Source organism: Micromonospora thermarum (genome assembly GCF_012034245.1).
In the GTDB taxonomy this organism is placed as follows: Bacteria; Actinomycetota; Actinomycetes; order Mycobacteriales; family Micromonosporaceae; genus Micromonospora; species Micromonospora thermarum.
Map to the genome: position 1 here is coordinate 131,907 of NZ_JAATEO010000010.1, position 14,676 is coordinate 146,582.

Genomic DNA, 14,676 nt, shown 5'->3' on the forward strand with positions numbered 1-14,676 from the left:
CGACCGTGCGGTCGGGGCCCGTTTCCGTGCGCAGGGGGCGGGTCAGCCGCCGATGACGACGCGGCGCACGTCCGCCCAGCGGGCCGGGTCGGTGACGCGGCGGCCGTCGACCAGCACGCGGACCGACGGCAGGTCCCTCGCGGCCAGGTTGCGGTACTCGGCGTGGTCGGCCTGGATCACCGCGGCGGTGACCGGCTGGCCCTCGTACGGCGGCAGGCCGTGCGCGGTCAGCTCCTCCGAGGTGTACATCGGGTCCGACACGTACGGCTTGGCGCCCCGGGCGCGCAGCGCCTCGACGGTCGGGAAGACACCGGAGAACGCGGTCTCCTTGACCCCGCCCCGGTAGCTGGCGCCGAGCACCAGCACCTCGACGCCGGTCAGGTCGCCGTACGCGGCGGCCAGCAGGTCGACGGCGTACTGCGGCATCGCCGCGTTCGCCTCGCGGGCGGACCGGACCACGGTGGCGGCCGGGTCGTTCCACAGGTACATCCGCGGGTAGATCGGGATGCAGTGGCCGCCGACGGCGATACCGGGCTGGTGGATGTGGCTGTACGGCTGCGTGTTGCACGCCTCGATGACCTTGAGAACGTCGACGCCGACGCTGTCGGCGAACCGGGCGAACTGGTTCGCCAGGCCGATGTTGACGTCCCGGTACGTGGTCTCGGCGAGCTTGGCCAGCTCGGAGGCCTCGGCGGAGCCCAGGTCCCACACGCCGTTCGGCTTGGCCAGGTCGGGGCGCTCGTCGAAGTCGAGCACGGCCTGGTAGAACTCGACGCCGTGCGCGGCCGAGGCCGCGTCGACGCCGCCCACCAGCTTCGGGTAGCGGCGCAGGTCGGCGAAGACCCGGCCGGTGAGCACCCGCTCCGGGCTGAAGACCAGGTGGAAGTCCTTGCCGGCGGTCAGGCCGGAGCCCTCCTCCAGCATCGGCGCCCACCGGTTGCGGGTGGTGCCGACCGGCAGGGTGGTCTCGTAGCTGACCAGGGTGCCGGGCTTGAGGCCGCGCGCGATGGCCCGCGTCGCGTCGTCCATCCAGCCGAAGTCCGGTACGCCCTCGGCGTCGACGAAGAGCGGCACGACCACCACGACGGCCTCGGACTCGGCGACCGCCGCGGCGGTGTCGGTGGTGGCCGACAGCAGACCGGCGGCGACCACCTCCTTGAGCTTGACGTCCAGGTCCGCCTCGCCGGGGAACGGCACCGCCCCGTCGTTGACGAGGCTCACCACCCGCTCGGACACGTCGGCACCGATGACCCGGTGCCCCTTCGACGCGAACTGCACGGCCAGCGGCAGCCCGATCTTCCCGAGGGCGACGACGCAGATGTTCATGACTACTACTTTCCTCCTAGTGGGAGCCTGCGCCGCAGGCGGGCCATCAACCGGCGCGGCGTGACAGGTGCTACGGCGATGACGAGCTGGCCCTTGTGGTTGGTGGTCGTGGTCAGGACGTGCAGCCGGGCGCCGCGACGCAGCACCGCCCGCTGGGGCACCGGGCGCCGGGCGCCGCGCAGCGCGGCCACGCCGGTGGTGCCGAACGCGTCCACGTGTGCCTGGACGGTGCGCAGCTCACCGCCCGGACCCGCACCGTCCAGCAACCGGTCCAACGGAATACGGGCCCGGACGGTCGTGCCCGTGGCGTCGGGGACGACCGAGACGGTCGTACCGGTCACGTCGCCGGCGCCGAGGCGGACGGCCGACGCCAGCTCCGGCAGGTCGGGGCGCGGGCTGCGGGCGGTGACCACCAGCGCCCGGGTGCCCTCGAAGGCCGCCGAGACGGTGTCCAGCCGGGCGACCCAGTCGGCGGCGGTGTCGGTGATCTCGTACCAGGCGTCGGGGATGCGCAGCTGCGGGTCCCGGAAGCCCGGGTAGCCGGCGTACCAGCGGTCGCCGTCGACCACCGCGGGCGGGATGCCCAGCTCGGCGTCCTGCCGGATCACCGCGAGCAGGTGGTCGGTGTCGCCGTACCGGGCTGCGGCCAGGCGGACCCGCGCCTCGATCGGCAGGCCGTCCCGGATCCGGTCGGTCAGGTACCCCTCGGCGAGGGTCCGGACGCCCGCGACGACCCGGTCCTGGACGTCACGCTCCAGCCGCAGGAAGTCGTTCTCCAGCAGCTTGGCGATCTCCCAGGTGAAGTGGCGCAGCAGCACCGCGTCCCGCTCCGGGCCGGCCTCGACCAGCTTGGCCACGAACGTGACCAGGTCCTCGGCGCAGCGCAGCCGCTCCAGGTGGCGGCTCTTGTAGGTGATGTTGCGGGCGTTGAGCCGGCGGACCGCGAAGTAGTAGTCGTAGTCGGCGAGGACCGAGATCCGGCGGGCCCGGACGCAGGCCTCGATGGTGAACGGCTGGTCGCTGCCGACCGGCATGTCCTCCGGATAGCGCAGCCCGTACCGCTCGATCAGCTCCCGCCGGAACAGCTTGGTGTTCGACAGGGACCACGGCAGGGCCGAGTCGAACAGGTCGACGTCGGCGGTGGTCTCCGCGTAGATCGCCTGGTGGATGTAGCGGCTGTTCACCCCGACCAGGCGCCCCAGCACCACGTCGGAGTCCCACCGGTCGGCGGCGGCGACGAGCCGCTCCAGCGCCTCCGGCCCGAGGTAGTCGTCGGAGCCGATGAAGAAGACGTACCGGCCGGTGGCCAGCTCCAGCGCGCGGTTGCTCGGCGCGGCCGGGCCGCCGGAGTTGGGCTGGTGCACCACCTTCACCGTGCCCGGGTAGAGGCGGGCGAAGCGGTCCAGCTCCCGGCCGCTGCCGTCGGTGGAGCCGTCGTCGACCGCGATGACCTCCAGCCGGTCCCGCCCGATCGTCTGCTCCACCAGGGAGGTCAGGCACCGGGTGAGGTACGGCATCGTGTTGTAGACCGCGGTGACGACCGTGACGTCGGGCGTGCTCACGTGCCGACCCCGAGTGCGCCCTGGGCGTCGCCCGGGGCGGCCGTCCCGGCGTAGTCGAGGCCGAACGCCACCCGGGGCAGCGCGATGCCGCGTGCCTCGTAGTCCGCGAGCAGGCCGGCGGCGTACGGCATCGAGATCGGGTCGAGGACGACGATCAGGTCGAAGGTGCCGGGCAGGCCCTGCCGAATCACCGGGTGCGAACCCTCGCCCCAGCCCGACCGGTACAGCGGCACCGCCAGCCGCCGGTGCACCCGGTCCGCGAAGCGGGCCTCGTAGGCGCCCGAGAGGCGGCCCATCCGGTCCCGCAGCCCACCTCGGCCGACCACCCGGAAGAGCCTGCGCGGCGCCCGGTAGAGCAGAAGCTGCTCGATCCTCACCGGGAGCCGGCCACTTTCCAGTCGGGACAGCTCGACCACTCTGACGGCCGGGTCGAACGTCACCCGCTGCCACGGCTTGCGCTGGTCGATCAGCACCACGGCCTGACCGCCGTCGGCCACCACCTGCGCGGACTCCTCCGCTGCCGTCCGCGTCCGGCTCGCGCCGAGGGCCAGAAACAACACCTGCACGGTCACTCCAACGGGCCGGCGACGGCGAACGAAGGCTGGGTGGTGGAGGCGACGTCACCGGGCGGAGGGAACCACGCCCGCGCGTGAGCCCGGCCGACCGCGTCGTACCCGTACCGCTCCTCGAGCACGGAACGGGCGTACGAGAGGTCCACCTGGTGCGGGAACCGGTCGCGCAGCCGCCGATAGCCGGCGGCGATCGTGTCCGGATCGTCGGTCACGTCGATCAGCCCACCGGCGGCGTCCTCGATCCCCGCCAGGGTCTCCTCCGGCCCGCCGCACCGGGTCGCCAGGACGGGGGTGCCGGCGGCGACCGCCTCCACGATCGTCATGCCGAAGGTCTCGAGCCGGCTGGGGTGGATCAACAGGTCGTGCTCGCGGATCAGCCGCAGCGCGCGGTCGGGCAGGACCGAACCGACGAACGTCACCGAGTCCGCCACGCCGAGCTGGGCGGCCCGCGTGGCCAGCGACGCGTGCAGACGACCCTCGCCGACGAAGGTCAGGCTCAACGACTGGTCCTCCGCCCGGCACCGGGCGAAGGCCTCCAGCAACAGGCCCACCCCCTTGCGCTCGTTGAGCGAGCCGACGTAGAGCCACCGGCGCAGCGCGGTGACCGGTTGCTCCCGTGGGGCACCGAAGGAGATGGCGTTGGGCATGAAGCCGATCCGCCCGGCGTGGTGCGGGAAGGCCTCGGCCAGGACCGAGCGCACCGCCTCGCCGACCGCGAAGAACCCGGTCGCCCGGGAGATGACCTCGTCGTACATTGCCCGGGAGTCCGGCTGGGCGAGGACCGACGGCAGGAAGGTGGCGTGTTCGGTCACGAAGACCCGGGCGTCGGGACGTGCGTTCTCCAGCGCCGTCCATCCGCCGCTCAGGCCGACGTGCGCGTGCACCACGGGGGCGTCGATCGGCGTTCCGCCCAGCGCGGTCCGCAACGCCTCAGCCTGCTGCCGGGCGGCTTCGGCGTAGGAGACGCCGGAGCACACCGGCACCGGCACGTACCGCAGCGCGGCTCCGGCGACCGTCCGGCTCTCGCCCAGGGCCCGGGTCAGCAGCCCCGGGTAGGCCCGCATGATCGCCTCGTGCTGCGGCGCGGAGACGCCGGCGCTCCACCTGTCGACGTGGTACACCGTGGCTCGGCGCCACGCGGACGATGTCGCCTCGACCATCGCCTGCACGAAGGCGCCACCGAAGGGCACCTGCCTCGTCGGGTACCAGGGCGTGACGACAGCGACGTCCCGGTCATCGGGAGCAGCCACCCCGAAACTCTCCTTCTCTGGTCACCGGACTCGGCCGGCGGCTCGCACCGCCAGATCTCCGTCCGTGCCTGCGCGTCGCTCGCGAACGTCGGCGAGTCTACGGCAAGCCGGGTCACGGCCGTCCGCAGTGCGCGAGCCGGCGTTGACCTGCGACTGCGGCCTCGTCGAGTCCCGGCGCGAGCTGGGCGCGCCGGTCGGGCCGCCAGGCCCCGCCCGGGACGATCCGGCCATGCGGGGTACGCGGTGACGTATCGTGGCCCGGGGTCCCCGGCGCCCGGGTGGCCCCCGCGGACGGCCCTCAGCGGTCAGTCATGCTACAACCGGCAGTTATCCGGACAGTCCACGTCACCACACGCCAGGAGTAGACCTCGTGAAGGTTGTCAGCGTCGTCGGCGCCCGCCCGCAGCTGGTGAAGCTCGCCCCCATCGCCGCGGCGTTCGCCGGGACCGCCCACGAACACGTGATCGTGCACACCGGCCAGCACTACGACGCGAACCTCTCCGACGTGTTCTTCTCCGGGCTCGGCATCCCCGACCCCGACGTGCACCTCGGGATCGGCTCGGGCAGCCACGGGGTGCAGACGGGCAACATCCTGGCCGCGCTCGACCCGGTCTTCGCCGAGGCCGCGCCGGACTGGGTGCTCGTCTACGGCGACACCAACTCGACGCTGGCCGGCGCCGTGTCCGCCGTGAAGCAGCACATCAAGGTGGCGCACCTGGAGGCCGGGCTGCGGTCGTTCAACCGGCGGATGCCGGAGGAGCACAACCGCATCCTCACCGACCACGCCGCCGACCTCCTGCTGGCCCCCACCGAGGAGGCCATGCGGCACCTCGACACCGAGGGTCTCGCCCGCCGGTCGGTCCTGGTCGGCGACGTCATGGTCGACGTCTGCCTGAACATCCGCGACGCGGTCCAGCGGGGCGAGCACCCCGCGCCCACCCTCCCGGAGGGGATCGACCCGCGCGAGCCGTACCTGGTCGCCACCCTGCACCGGCCGGACAACACCGACGACCCGCGTCGACTGACCGCGCTGGTGGAGGCGCTGGCCGGGCTGAGCGTGCCGGTCGCGCTGCTCGCCCACCCGCGGCTGGTCGCCCGCGCCGAGGAGTACGGCGTGAAGCTCGCCCAGGGCGCGGTGCACGTCGGCCAGCCCCTGCCCTACGCCGGTCTGGTCTCGGCCGTGATGGGCTCGGTGGGCGTGGTGACCGACTCGGGCGGCCTCCAGAAGGAGGCGTACCTGCTGGGCCGGCCGTGCACCACGCTGCGGCCGGAGACCGAGTGGGTGGAGACCCTGGAGGGCGGCTGGAACGTCCTCGTTCCGACCCCAACCGACCTGGGGCCGCGGTGGGCGGACGTGGCCACCCGGCCGGCGCCCGAGGCCCCGCGCGGCACCCCGTACGGCGACGGGCGGGCCGCCCACCGCGTCGTCGAGGTGCTCGCCGAGCGCGCGGGCTGACCGGGCGACCGGCGACCGCTACCGCCGTCGCCGGTCAGGTTCCCGGCTTGCGGACGGCCACGACCACGCCGCTCGGCACGGTGTCGTCGATGCGCCACACCGCCGGATCGAACTGCTTCGGGTGGAAGACGATCTCCCCGAAGTGCCAGCCGGCCGGCCGGCGCCGCAGCACGAAGACGTCGATCTCCCCGAACCGGGTGTCCCCGGTGGCCCGCGCGAACTCGGCCGGATCGGTGATCCCGGCCAGGCGGATCACCTCCGCACGCCGGTCGTCCCAGTGGGTCCACGTGTTCGAGGCCAGCCGCTCCACGGCCATGTAGCCGGGCCACGGCTGGTACGCGTACATCCGCTCGTCGTAGCTGAGGGTCACCGGCAGCGCGTCCGGGCCCAGCGTCTCGTGCACCACCCGGCGGACGGGTTCGGCGGGGAACCAGGTGACGGTGACCTCGTCCGGCGCGGGGTAGCGCTGCTTGGAGCCGTCCGGCAGCGGCTCGGCGTGGGTGTAGACGGCGAGGTTGTAGTTCTGCGGGCCGGCCGGTCGCTTCACCGAGGCGAGCCCGGGCGGCGACGGCATCCAGGTGCCCGCGCCGGACAGCCCGGCCAGGACCAGGAGCCCGGCCGTGCCGACCAGCGCCACCCGGCGCAGCGAGCCGGCGACCCGCAGCCGCGCCGCGAGGGCCCGGCCCGCCTCGACCAGCGCGAGGACCCCGCCGCAGGCGAGCACCAGGCCGAGCAACCGGGTGGTGTAGTGCAGGTACAGCGTGTGGCCGTTGTGCATGAAGATCAGCACGAACGCCCAGCGGTAGACGTACGCCCCGAGCAGCACGAGCAGCAGCGGCCGGGCCCACCACCGCTTGCGCCAGTACCAGGCGAGCCCGACCAGGCCGCAGATCTGGAGCACGTGCAGCGGCGCGGACAGCGGCGCCTTCAGGTACCAGACGCCCAGCGGATCCTCGACGATGGCCGGGGAGATGAAGTAGTCGTTCACCCGGCTGCCGCCGATGGTCAGCGTGCCCCGCAGGTACGGGATCAGGTACCACGCCGCCACGGCGAACGCGGTCACCCCGACGCCGACGAGGTGGCCGAGGTAGCGCCACCGGCGCGGGCTGCGCCAGAACGACACCCCGACCAGCACCACCAGGCCGACGGCGGCGAACATGACGTAGCCCTGGTAGGTCATCAGCAGCAGCCCACCGATCACGCCGGCGGCCAGCCAGTGCAGGCCGCCCTCCCGGCGGGACCGGTCGGTGAAGGTGCGCAGCACCCACGGGACGAAGACGGCGAGCGTGATGATCTCGTACGACTTGCGGGGCTGGCTGAACACCCACGGCGGCAGCACCGCCAGGGCGAGCGCCACCCAGGCGGGCACGACCCCCCGCCAGAGCACGAACGCGACGACGACGGCCAGCGAGATCAGCGTCGCCTCGCCGTAGCCGATCAGCGACCAGGCCGGCTGGTCGAGCTGGAGGGCGAGCCGGCCGAGCAGGAACGGGAACAGCGGTGGGTACTCCGACGGCACCGACGACACGATCCCGTCGACCGGCTGGGTGTGCACGGTGAACTTGGTGGCCATGGCGGCCAGCCGGGCCGAGTCGCCCCGCAGGCCCGAGTCGCCGAACGGGCTGCCGTTGTACGAGGCGATCAGGGTGAGGCCCACCCACGCCGCGTACGCGCCGGCGACCAGGCCGATGATCCGGTCGCTGCTGCGCCACAGGGCCAGCGCGAACAGGAGCAGGCCGCCGACGATCGCGGCACCCGCGGGGACGAGCGCGCCTTGCGCGGTGAACGGGTCGGCGTCCACGATCTTCACCAGGGCGGCCCCGCCGGGGTACGCCGCCGCCCAGGTCAGGACCGCGATGGTCGGCGCGCCGATCCGCGGCCGGAGCCGCCGGCGCCAGGTCCGCTCGGCGTCGCCCTCGACCGGTGCGCCGCCCGTCGGGCGCGCGTCCATTCGACGCGGGGCGGGGGCCGGGGTGGGCCCCGGGTCGTCGACGTCCGCCGGCGCCGGGCCGGACGCCACCTCGGACGAGCCCTCAAGGGCACGTTCCTCCGCCGAACGGTGGTCGGCCCGGTCGTCGGGCGCCGCGTCCGACGGCCGCTCCGCCGGGTCGGACGGGACGTCCTCGGGTCGGCGGGCCGTCGGCGGGTCCGTGGGTGCGGTCGCGCCCGGGGTGGTCGAGTCCGCGTCGGCCACGGGGCCGGCCTGCGCCGGAGCCGTCTCCGCCGCACCGGTCACGGTACGGGCCGCGCTGGAATCCTCGTCCACACTGCTCGTCACAGGCACCTCCTGCTCGGGAAAAACCCGCGCCAGCCTAACGGCCGTGCACGGATCGTGGTGGTCCGCACGCCGCGGCACGCGGCGACACACCCGGGCAACTCCACCGATCGGCCGCGTACCGGCTCCCCCGGACCCCGCGGATCCGGCGCCGAACAGCGGCTCGACACCCGCCGAACAGGCATCGACCGGACGCCGCGCGGCGGGGCGGCCGGCCACGCCGACGTGCGATAGCCTGGCGCCGCACCCCTCACGAGCATCCACGCGACCCGGCTTCTGGCCCGCGGAGCCCGACGGCCACGAGGCCTTCTGCAGGAGGCAACTCCCTTGGCGAAGCTAGACACTGTCCCTACGACGGACGCTGCATTGCAGTCGACGACGCTGCAGGAGGTGGCGACCGCCGCGGCGAAGTACCACCGCTGGCTGACCAGCCTCGCGCTGCCCCACCTCGGGGACCACCCGATCGAGGTGGGCAGCGGATTCGGCGACTACGCCCAGCAGTGGCTGGACGACGGCGTGCCGGCGGTGACGGTCGGCGACATCGAGCCGACCCGGCTGGCCCACCTGCGCGAGCGCTTCGACGCCGACGAGCGGGTTGAGGTGCTGCCGCTGGACCTCTTCGCGCCGCCCCGGCGCGAGCACTCGGCCCTGGTCTCGTTCAACGTCCTCGAGCACATCGACGACCACGTCGGTGCGCTCGCCGCCGCGCACCGGCTGCTGCGCCCGGGTGGGCGGGTCGTCACGTTCGTACCGGCCTTCGAGTTCGCCCTCGGCCACTTCGACCGGCAGGTCGGTCACATCCGCCGGTACACGAAGGCCACGCTGCGCGAGACGTACGAGCAGGCCGGGCTGGTCGTCGACAAGATCCACTACGTCAACGCACCGGGGCTGTTCGCCTGGACCGTGGGCGTCCGCATGCTGCGCATGACGCCCGGTGACGGCGCGCTGCTGCGGGTGTGGGACGCCGTCGTCGTCCCGACCGCCCGGGCGATCGAGCGGCGCGTACGCCCGCCCTTCGGGCAGTCGGTCTTCGCCGTCGGGCACGTGCCGGCGACGGCCGGGGTGCCGGCGCAGCCGGACGCGGACGGGCGGGCGGCGACATGATCGTCGGTCCGCGTACCCCCGAGTCGGCCGTCGCCGCCGGCACCGCCGTCGAGCAGCTCGAGCTGTCCGTGGTGATGCCCTGCCTCAACGAGGCCGAGACGCTCGCGGTGTGCATCCGCAAGGCGCGCGAGAGCATGCGCGAGCTCGGCATCGCCGGCGAGGTGGTCGTGTCGGACAACGGCTCCACCGACGGCTCGCAGGAGATCGCCCTGGCCGAGGGTGCCCGCGTCGTGCACGCACCCCAGCGGGGGTACGGCGCCGCGCTGCGCGCCGGCATCGCCGCCGCCGAGGGCACGTTCGTCATCATGGCCGACGCCGACGACAGCTACGCGCTGCACGACCTCGGCCCGTTCGTCGAGCGCATGCGCGCCGGCGCCGATCTGGTGATCGGCAACCGGTTCAAGGGCGGCATCGAGCGCGGCGCCATGCCGCCGCTGCACCGCTTCCTCGGCAACCCCGTGCTGTCCTTCCTGGGCCGGACGTTCTTCGGCGTCCCGGTCGGCGATTTCCACTGCGGGATGCGCGGCTTCCGGCGGGACCGCATCCTCGAGCTGGGGCTGCGCACCTCGGGCATGGAGTTCGCCAGCGAGATGGTGGCCCGCGCCGCGCTCGCCGGGCTGGTCATCGACGAGGTCCCCACCACGCTCGCGCCGGACGGCCGCAGCCGCCGGCCGCACCTGCGGACCTGGCGGGACGGGTGGCGGCACCTGCGGTTCCTGCTGGCCCTCTCGCCGCGCTGGATGCTGCTCTACCCGGGCCTGTCGATGCTGCTGGCGGGCGGCGCGGTGCTGGCGTGGCTGCTCACCGGCACCCGGCAGGTCGGCCAGCTCGCGTTCGACCTGCACACGATGCTGGCGGCGGCCACGGCGATGGCCATCGGCATCCACGCCGTGGCGCTCGCGGTGGTGGCGCATGCCCACGCGATCCACATGGGTCTGATACCACCCGACCGGAAGGTCGAGGTCCGCATCGCCGACGTGGCACTGCGGTACGGCGTACCCGTGGGCTCGCTGCTCCTGGTGGCCGGCGTGGCCTGCTTCGGCTACGCCCTGTGGAGCTGGGGCTCCGGCGGCTTCTCGCAGTTGGACGTGGTGTCCACGCTGCGCCTGCCGATCGTCGGTGTCGGCCTGGTCGTGGTCGGCGTGCAGTCGGTTCTGCTGTCGTTCATCATCAGCCTGACCCGGGTCGGCGACCTGTAGCACGACGAAGGGGGCGGGCGCCGTGTGCACGGCGCCCGCCCCCTTCTTTTCCCGTCAGGAATCCTCGCGCGCCCGGAGCTGCTCGTGCAGGGCCACCAGGTCACGGTCCAGCGCCGTCGTCGCCACCAGGTGCGGGTGCTTGCGGGCCAGTCGCCAGCCGAGCGTGACCGCGTAGACGTCCGTGGCGACGATCCGGTCCACCGTCCGGAAGTCCACGTCGGCGAGGCGCCGGCCGAAGAGCTTCGCCAGCACCGACGGCCGGGCCAGCTTGTACGCCTTGTTGTAGATGCGGGAATGGAACGCGCCCGCCACCCGGCGGTGGCCGTTCTCCAGTGCCTTCGCCGGCCGCTGCAGGGGCCGCAGGGGGCCGACCCGCTCGGTGAGGCGGGTGGCCCGACTGAGCACGGCCTCGGGGGCGCGGAGCACGATGACCCGCTCGACCCGCCGCAGCGGGTGCCGATGCTCGGCGCCGTCGAGCGTGTAGAGGGTCAGCAGGGGGTGGTTCCGCACCTGCTCCCAGCCCTCCGGATCGACCTCTTCCCAGGACTTGGCGCCCAGGAACACGAGATCGACCCGGATGCCCTCCTTCTCCAGCAGATCCCGGACGTAGTTACGGATCCGCTCCTTGAGCTGGTAGACCGTGGAGATGATCATCACCCGGAGGGGCGCGTCCACGCCTGCCACCTGAACCTGCTCCTTCGTCGCCGCGTACTCGTCGATGTTCATCGCGCCGGCTGCCCGCTCACGGTGATCCGCTCCCGGCCGGCGATCGCCCGTAGGCGCTCCTCGAGCGCCACCAGCAGGGTGTCCCGGGTGTAACCCTGGGCGTGCCGGCTCGCCACCGCCCGCTGCTCGGCGGTCAGCCCGCGCGCCACCTTGCCGGCCTCCACCATCGAGTTGGCGACCGCCTCGACGTCCAGGCTGTCGGCGTTGAACCAGAGCGGGTAGCCGTCCAGCACGTCCTGCGCGGCGATGCCGGGCGCGTGCACCGACACGATCGGCTTGCCGCTCGCCATGTACTCGAAGATCTTGCCGGAGGTGACGTACCGCCCGCCGCCGGCGAGGAAGACCAGCACGTCGTTGTGCTCGTAGACCGACGCGACCTCGGTCTTCGAGACCGGGCCCCGGTAGTGGATGCCCAGGTCGGGGGTGGTGGGGTCGTCGATGAGCTGGCCGTCGGAGTCCAGGTCCAGGCCGAGCCGGTTCGCGAGATCCCGCCTGCCGCCCTTGAAGAAGCCCAGGTGGCCGTGGATGTTCAGCTCGGCGTCGGCCAGCTCCGGGTAGGTCCGGGCCCGGATCCACGCGGCCGCCAGCTCCTCGACGGGCTGCGAGTTGGTGAGCGTGCCCAGGTACCCGAAGCGCAGCGGCCGGGCGGTGATGCCCGGGTCGACGCCCGCCTCGCCGGCCGGCGACATCAGGTCCGCGTCCCAGCCGTTCGGCACGACCATCATCCGGTCGGCGACATCCGGGTAGCGCTCGGCGTGCCACCGCCGCAGCGGCTCGTTGACGAAGACGGCACCGGCGGCGCGGCGCAGCACCCGGCGCTCCCACTTCCACGCCGGGTGGTCGTCGGGGAAGGCGGGCTGATCGTTGAACAGGTCCAGCGTCCACGAGTCACGGTAGTCGACCACGTACGGCACGCCGGTCAGCCGGTGGAAGGCCCAGGCCGCCGCGAACGACGCGAACGGGTTCCCCGTCGCCAGCACGACGTCGAAGCGGCGCTTCGTGTGCAGCCGGAGCCCCCGGGCCACCGCCGACCGCCCCCACGACGCGTAGTTCTCCGGGAAGAGCGTGCGCTGGTTGAACTGGTACAGCTTCTGCGCGACCAGCGGCATCCGGGCCCGGAAGGCGCTGTACTTGCGCAGGTCCCGCTCCCAGGCGAAATGGTTGAGCTTCGGGCGCTCGACGGTGATCCGCGGGTCGACGGTGCTCGCCAGCTCCTCGTCGACCGAGCCGATCACGTCGTGCAGGAAGCTCATCGGGGCGGCGCAGACGGTGACGTCCCAGCCTCGGGCGGCGAGGTGGTTCGCCGTCGCCCGGGCACGGTAGACGCCACTGGCCCGTGACGGCGGGAAGTAGAAGGCGAGGTAGAGGATCCGCGGGGCGCGGGTGTCGCGGCGGGAGGAGTTCATCTGCCGTCCTTCGGTCAACTCGTCCGGGGGCCGACGGCGGGGTCGAACCCGGCGTTGTCGTAGCTGTAGGCGATCTGGGGCTCGGGCAGGCCACCGGCGGCGAAGCCGGCGACCAGCCGGGCGGCGGTGGGCATCGAGTCCGGGTCACTGACCACGACGAGGTCGAAGGGCGCCCGGCCGGCGAGCACGTGCCGGTGGATGAGCCGCTGACGCACGTCACCCCACGCCTTCCGCTGTCGCGGGAGGATCAGGGCGCGGTGCGCCGGCGCGGCGATCCGCCGCTCGTACGCCTTCTTCGCACGCGCGACGAACGGGCGCAGCGGGCCTCGGCCGACCACCTTGAACACCGCGCCGGGCCCCCGGTACAGCAGCACCTTCTCCACCCGGCGCGGCGGGTGGAGCGCCTCGAGACGCGCCAGCTCGACCACCTCGACGCCGGGGTCGAACTCGTCCCGGTGCCAGGTCTTGCGCTGCTCGACGAGCACGACCGCCGACGCGCCGTCCGCGACCGCGCGGGCGGACTCCTCGGTCACCGCCCGCCGGCGGGTGCCGCCCAGGGCCAGGAACAGTACCTGCATGTCACTCCGTCACTTCTGGCCGGCGAGCCGCTCGGCCTGGCTGGTCGTCGACTGCGACTCGGGGAACCAGATGCGGTGGTGCTCCCGCGCCACCGCCGGGTAGCTGTAGCGGGCCGCCAGCTCGGTGCGTGCCCGGGCGACGTCGGTGCCGTGCGGGAAGCGGTCCCGCAGCCGGCGGTACCCGGTCACGATCGTCGCCGGGTCATCCGTGACGTCGATCAGCTCGCCCGCGGCCTCCTCGATCCCGGCGAGGGTCTCCTCCGGGCCGCCGCACCGGGTCACCAGCACCGGCATGCCGGCGGCGAGCGCCTCGACCACGGTCACGCCGAACGTCTCCATCCGGCTCGGGTGCACCAGCAGGTCGTGCTCGCCCATCAGGCGCAACGCCTCGTCCGGCGGGAGCGCCCCGGTGAACGTCACCGCGTCGGCCACGCCCAGCTCGGCGGCCCGCTCGGTGAGGCGGCCGAGCAGCTCCCCCGCGCCGACCATGGTCAGGGTCAGGGTCGGGTCGTCGGCGCGACAGGTGGCGAACGCCTCCAGCAGCAGCTCCACGCCCTTGCGCTGGATCAGGCCGCCGACGTAGATCCAGCGGCTCAGGCGGGTCACCGTGCGGGTGGGCCCGTCGCCGAAGTCGACCGGGTTGGCGATGAACTCGATCTTGTCCTTGTGGTGCGGGAAGGCCTCCAGCAGCGGGCCGCGGACCGCCTCGCCCACCGCGTAGAAGCCGGCGCTCCGCGTGATCACCTCGTCGTACGCCTCGCGGGCCTCCTCGGTGTCGAGGACGCTGTCGAGGAAGGTGGCGTGCTCGGTCACGTACACCCGCGCGTCGGGGCGGGCGTTGCGCACGGCCGCCCAGCCGCCGGGCAGGCCGACGTGGGCGTGCACCACCGGGGCGTCGATCGGGGCGCCGCCGAGCGCCGCGCGGAGCGCGTCGTCGTTCCGGCGGGCGATCTCCATGTGCCACTTGCCACGCGGGATCGGCACCGGGACGTACCGCATCCGGGCGCCGCCGACGGTCGGGGTGGTGCGGGCGGCGCGGGACAGCAGCTCCGCGTTGGCCCGGACCACCTCCACGTCGCGGCGGTCGGTCATCCTGGCCACCCAGGCGTCGCAGTGGTACACCGTCACCCGGTCGCAGCCCGGCGCGGTGGCGTCCACCATCGCCCGCACGAAGGCCCCGCGGAAGGGCAACTCTCGGGTGGGCCACCAGGGCGTAACGATC

General features: G+C 73.4%; 12 protein-coding genes. 3 read left to right on the forward strand and 9 right to left on the reverse strand.

What is annotated here, in order from left to right; genetic code table 11:
• Window positions 1-42: 42 nt before the first annotated feature.
• Genes HCJ94_RS11660 through HCJ94_RS11675 form a run of 4 tightly spaced genes read right to left on the reverse strand, consistent with a single transcriptional unit; the run spans window position 43 to window position 4,710 of the window.
• On the reverse strand, window positions 43-1,326 hold the full coding sequence (locus HCJ94_RS11660) for a nucleotide sugar dehydrogenase (protein ID WP_168001003.1): 1,284 nt from the start codon (window positions 1,324-1,326) through the stop codon (window positions 43-45).
• Window positions 1,327-1,331: 5 nt separating this feature from the next.
• Complete coding sequence (locus HCJ94_RS11665; RefSeq protein ID WP_168001004.1) at window positions 1,332-2,888, reverse strand: glycosyltransferase family 2 protein; 1,557 nt, start codon at window positions 2,886-2,888, stop codon at window positions 1,332-1,334.
• Window positions 2,885-3,454, reverse strand: a complete 570-nt coding sequence (locus HCJ94_RS11670; protein ID WP_309227226.1) for a hypothetical protein — start codon at window positions 3,452-3,454, stop codon at window positions 2,885-2,887. Before HCJ94_RS11670 ends, HCJ94_RS11665 begins: the two co-directional genes overlap by 4 nt.
• Before the next feature lie 2 nt (window positions 3,455-3,456).
• Window positions 3,457-4,710: a glycosyltransferase family 4 protein gene (locus tag HCJ94_RS11675; RefSeq protein ID WP_309227227.1), complete on the reverse strand. Its 1,254-nt coding sequence runs from the start codon at window positions 4,708-4,710 to the stop codon at window positions 3,457-3,459.
• Window positions 4,711-5,080: 370 nt separating this feature from the next.
• Here HCJ94_RS11675 and wecB point away from each other — a divergent pair, with 370 nt between their 5' ends.
• Window positions 5,081-6,166 carry a non-hydrolyzing UDP-N-acetylglucosamine 2-epimerase gene (gene wecB, locus HCJ94_RS11680; RefSeq protein ID WP_168001006.1) on the forward strand — a complete coding sequence of 362 codons (1,086 nt, stop codon included), beginning with the start codon at window positions 5,081-5,083 and terminating at the stop codon, window positions 6,164-6,166.
• A gap of 34 nt (window positions 6,167-6,200) precedes the next feature.
• Here wecB and HCJ94_RS11685 read toward each other — a convergent pair whose 3' ends face one another.
• Window positions 6,201-8,444, reverse strand: coding sequence for an arabinofuranosyltransferase (locus tag HCJ94_RS11685; protein ID WP_168001007.1), 2,244 nt, complete (start codon window positions 8,442-8,444; stop codon window positions 6,201-6,203).
• Window positions 8,445-8,831: 387 nt separating this feature from the next.
• On the opposite strand from HCJ94_RS11685, the gene HCJ94_RS11690 reads away from it, so the two are divergent.
• Both HCJ94_RS11690 and HCJ94_RS11695 read left to right on the forward strand, forming a co-directional pair.
• Window positions 8,832-9,545, forward strand: coding sequence for a class I SAM-dependent methyltransferase (locus HCJ94_RS11690; RefSeq protein WP_309227228.1), 714 nt, complete (start codon window positions 8,832-8,834; stop codon window positions 9,543-9,545).
• On the forward strand, window positions 9,542-10,744 hold the full coding sequence (locus HCJ94_RS11695) for a glycosyltransferase family 2 protein (protein ID WP_168001009.1): 1,203 nt from the start codon (window positions 9,542-9,544) through the stop codon (window positions 10,742-10,744). Before HCJ94_RS11690 ends, HCJ94_RS11695 begins: the two co-directional genes overlap by 4 nt.
• Before the next feature lie 54 nt (window positions 10,745-10,798).
• Here HCJ94_RS11695 and HCJ94_RS11700 read toward each other — a convergent pair whose 3' ends face one another.
• Genes HCJ94_RS11700 through HCJ94_RS11715 form a run of 4 tightly spaced genes read right to left on the reverse strand, consistent with a single transcriptional unit; the run spans window position 10,799 to window position 14,615 of the window.
• The gene (locus tag HCJ94_RS11700; RefSeq protein ID WP_168001010.1) at window positions 10,799-11,470 is read right to left on the reverse strand and encodes a hypothetical protein; all 672 of its coding nucleotides are present in this window, start codon (window positions 11,468-11,470) and stop codon (window positions 10,799-10,801) included.
• The gene (locus HCJ94_RS11705) at window positions 11,467-12,876 is read right to left on the reverse strand and encodes a glycosyltransferase (protein WP_168001011.1); all 1,410 of its coding nucleotides are present in this window, start codon (window positions 12,874-12,876) and stop codon (window positions 11,467-11,469) included. Before HCJ94_RS11705 ends, HCJ94_RS11700 begins: the two co-directional genes overlap by 4 nt.
• Before the next feature lie 14 nt (window positions 12,877-12,890).
• On the reverse strand, window positions 12,891-13,454 hold the full coding sequence (locus tag HCJ94_RS11710) for a hypothetical protein (protein WP_168001012.1): 564 nt from the start codon (window positions 13,452-13,454) through the stop codon (window positions 12,891-12,893).
• Between the two features lie 9 nt (window positions 13,455-13,463).
• Entirely contained in the window at window positions 13,464-14,615 is a 1,152-nt protein-coding gene (locus HCJ94_RS11715) for a glycosyltransferase family 4 protein (protein ID WP_168001013.1), read from the reverse strand.
• Window positions 14,616-14,676 lie beyond the last annotated feature (61 nt).

What these genes read in the sequence shown, in the direction of transcription:
- HCJ94_RS11695 (WP_168001009.1), top strand. Translation starts at nt 9,542, where the DNA reads ATGATCGTCGGTCCGCGTACCCCCGAGTCGGCCGTCGCCGCCGGCACC.
- HCJ94_RS11710 (WP_168001012.1), bottom strand. Translation starts at nt 13,454, where the DNA reads ATGCAGGTACTGTTCCTGGCCCTGGGCGGCACCCGCCGGCGGGCGGTG.
- HCJ94_RS11660 (WP_168001003.1), bottom strand. Translation starts at nt 1,326, where the DNA reads ATGAACATCTGCGTCGTCGCCCTCGGGAAGATCGGGCTGCCGCTGGCC.
- HCJ94_RS11715 (WP_168001013.1), bottom strand. Translation starts at nt 14,615, where the DNA reads ATGGTGGACGCCACCGCGCCGGGCTGCGACCGGGTGACGGTGTACCAC.
- HCJ94_RS11705 (WP_168001011.1), bottom strand. Translation starts at nt 12,876, where the DNA reads ATGAACTCCTCCCGCCGCGACACCCGCGCCCCGCGGATCCTCTACCTC.
- HCJ94_RS11700 (WP_168001010.1), bottom strand. Translation starts at nt 11,470, where the DNA reads ATGAACATCGACGAGTACGCGGCGACGAAGGAGCAGGTTCAGGTGGCA.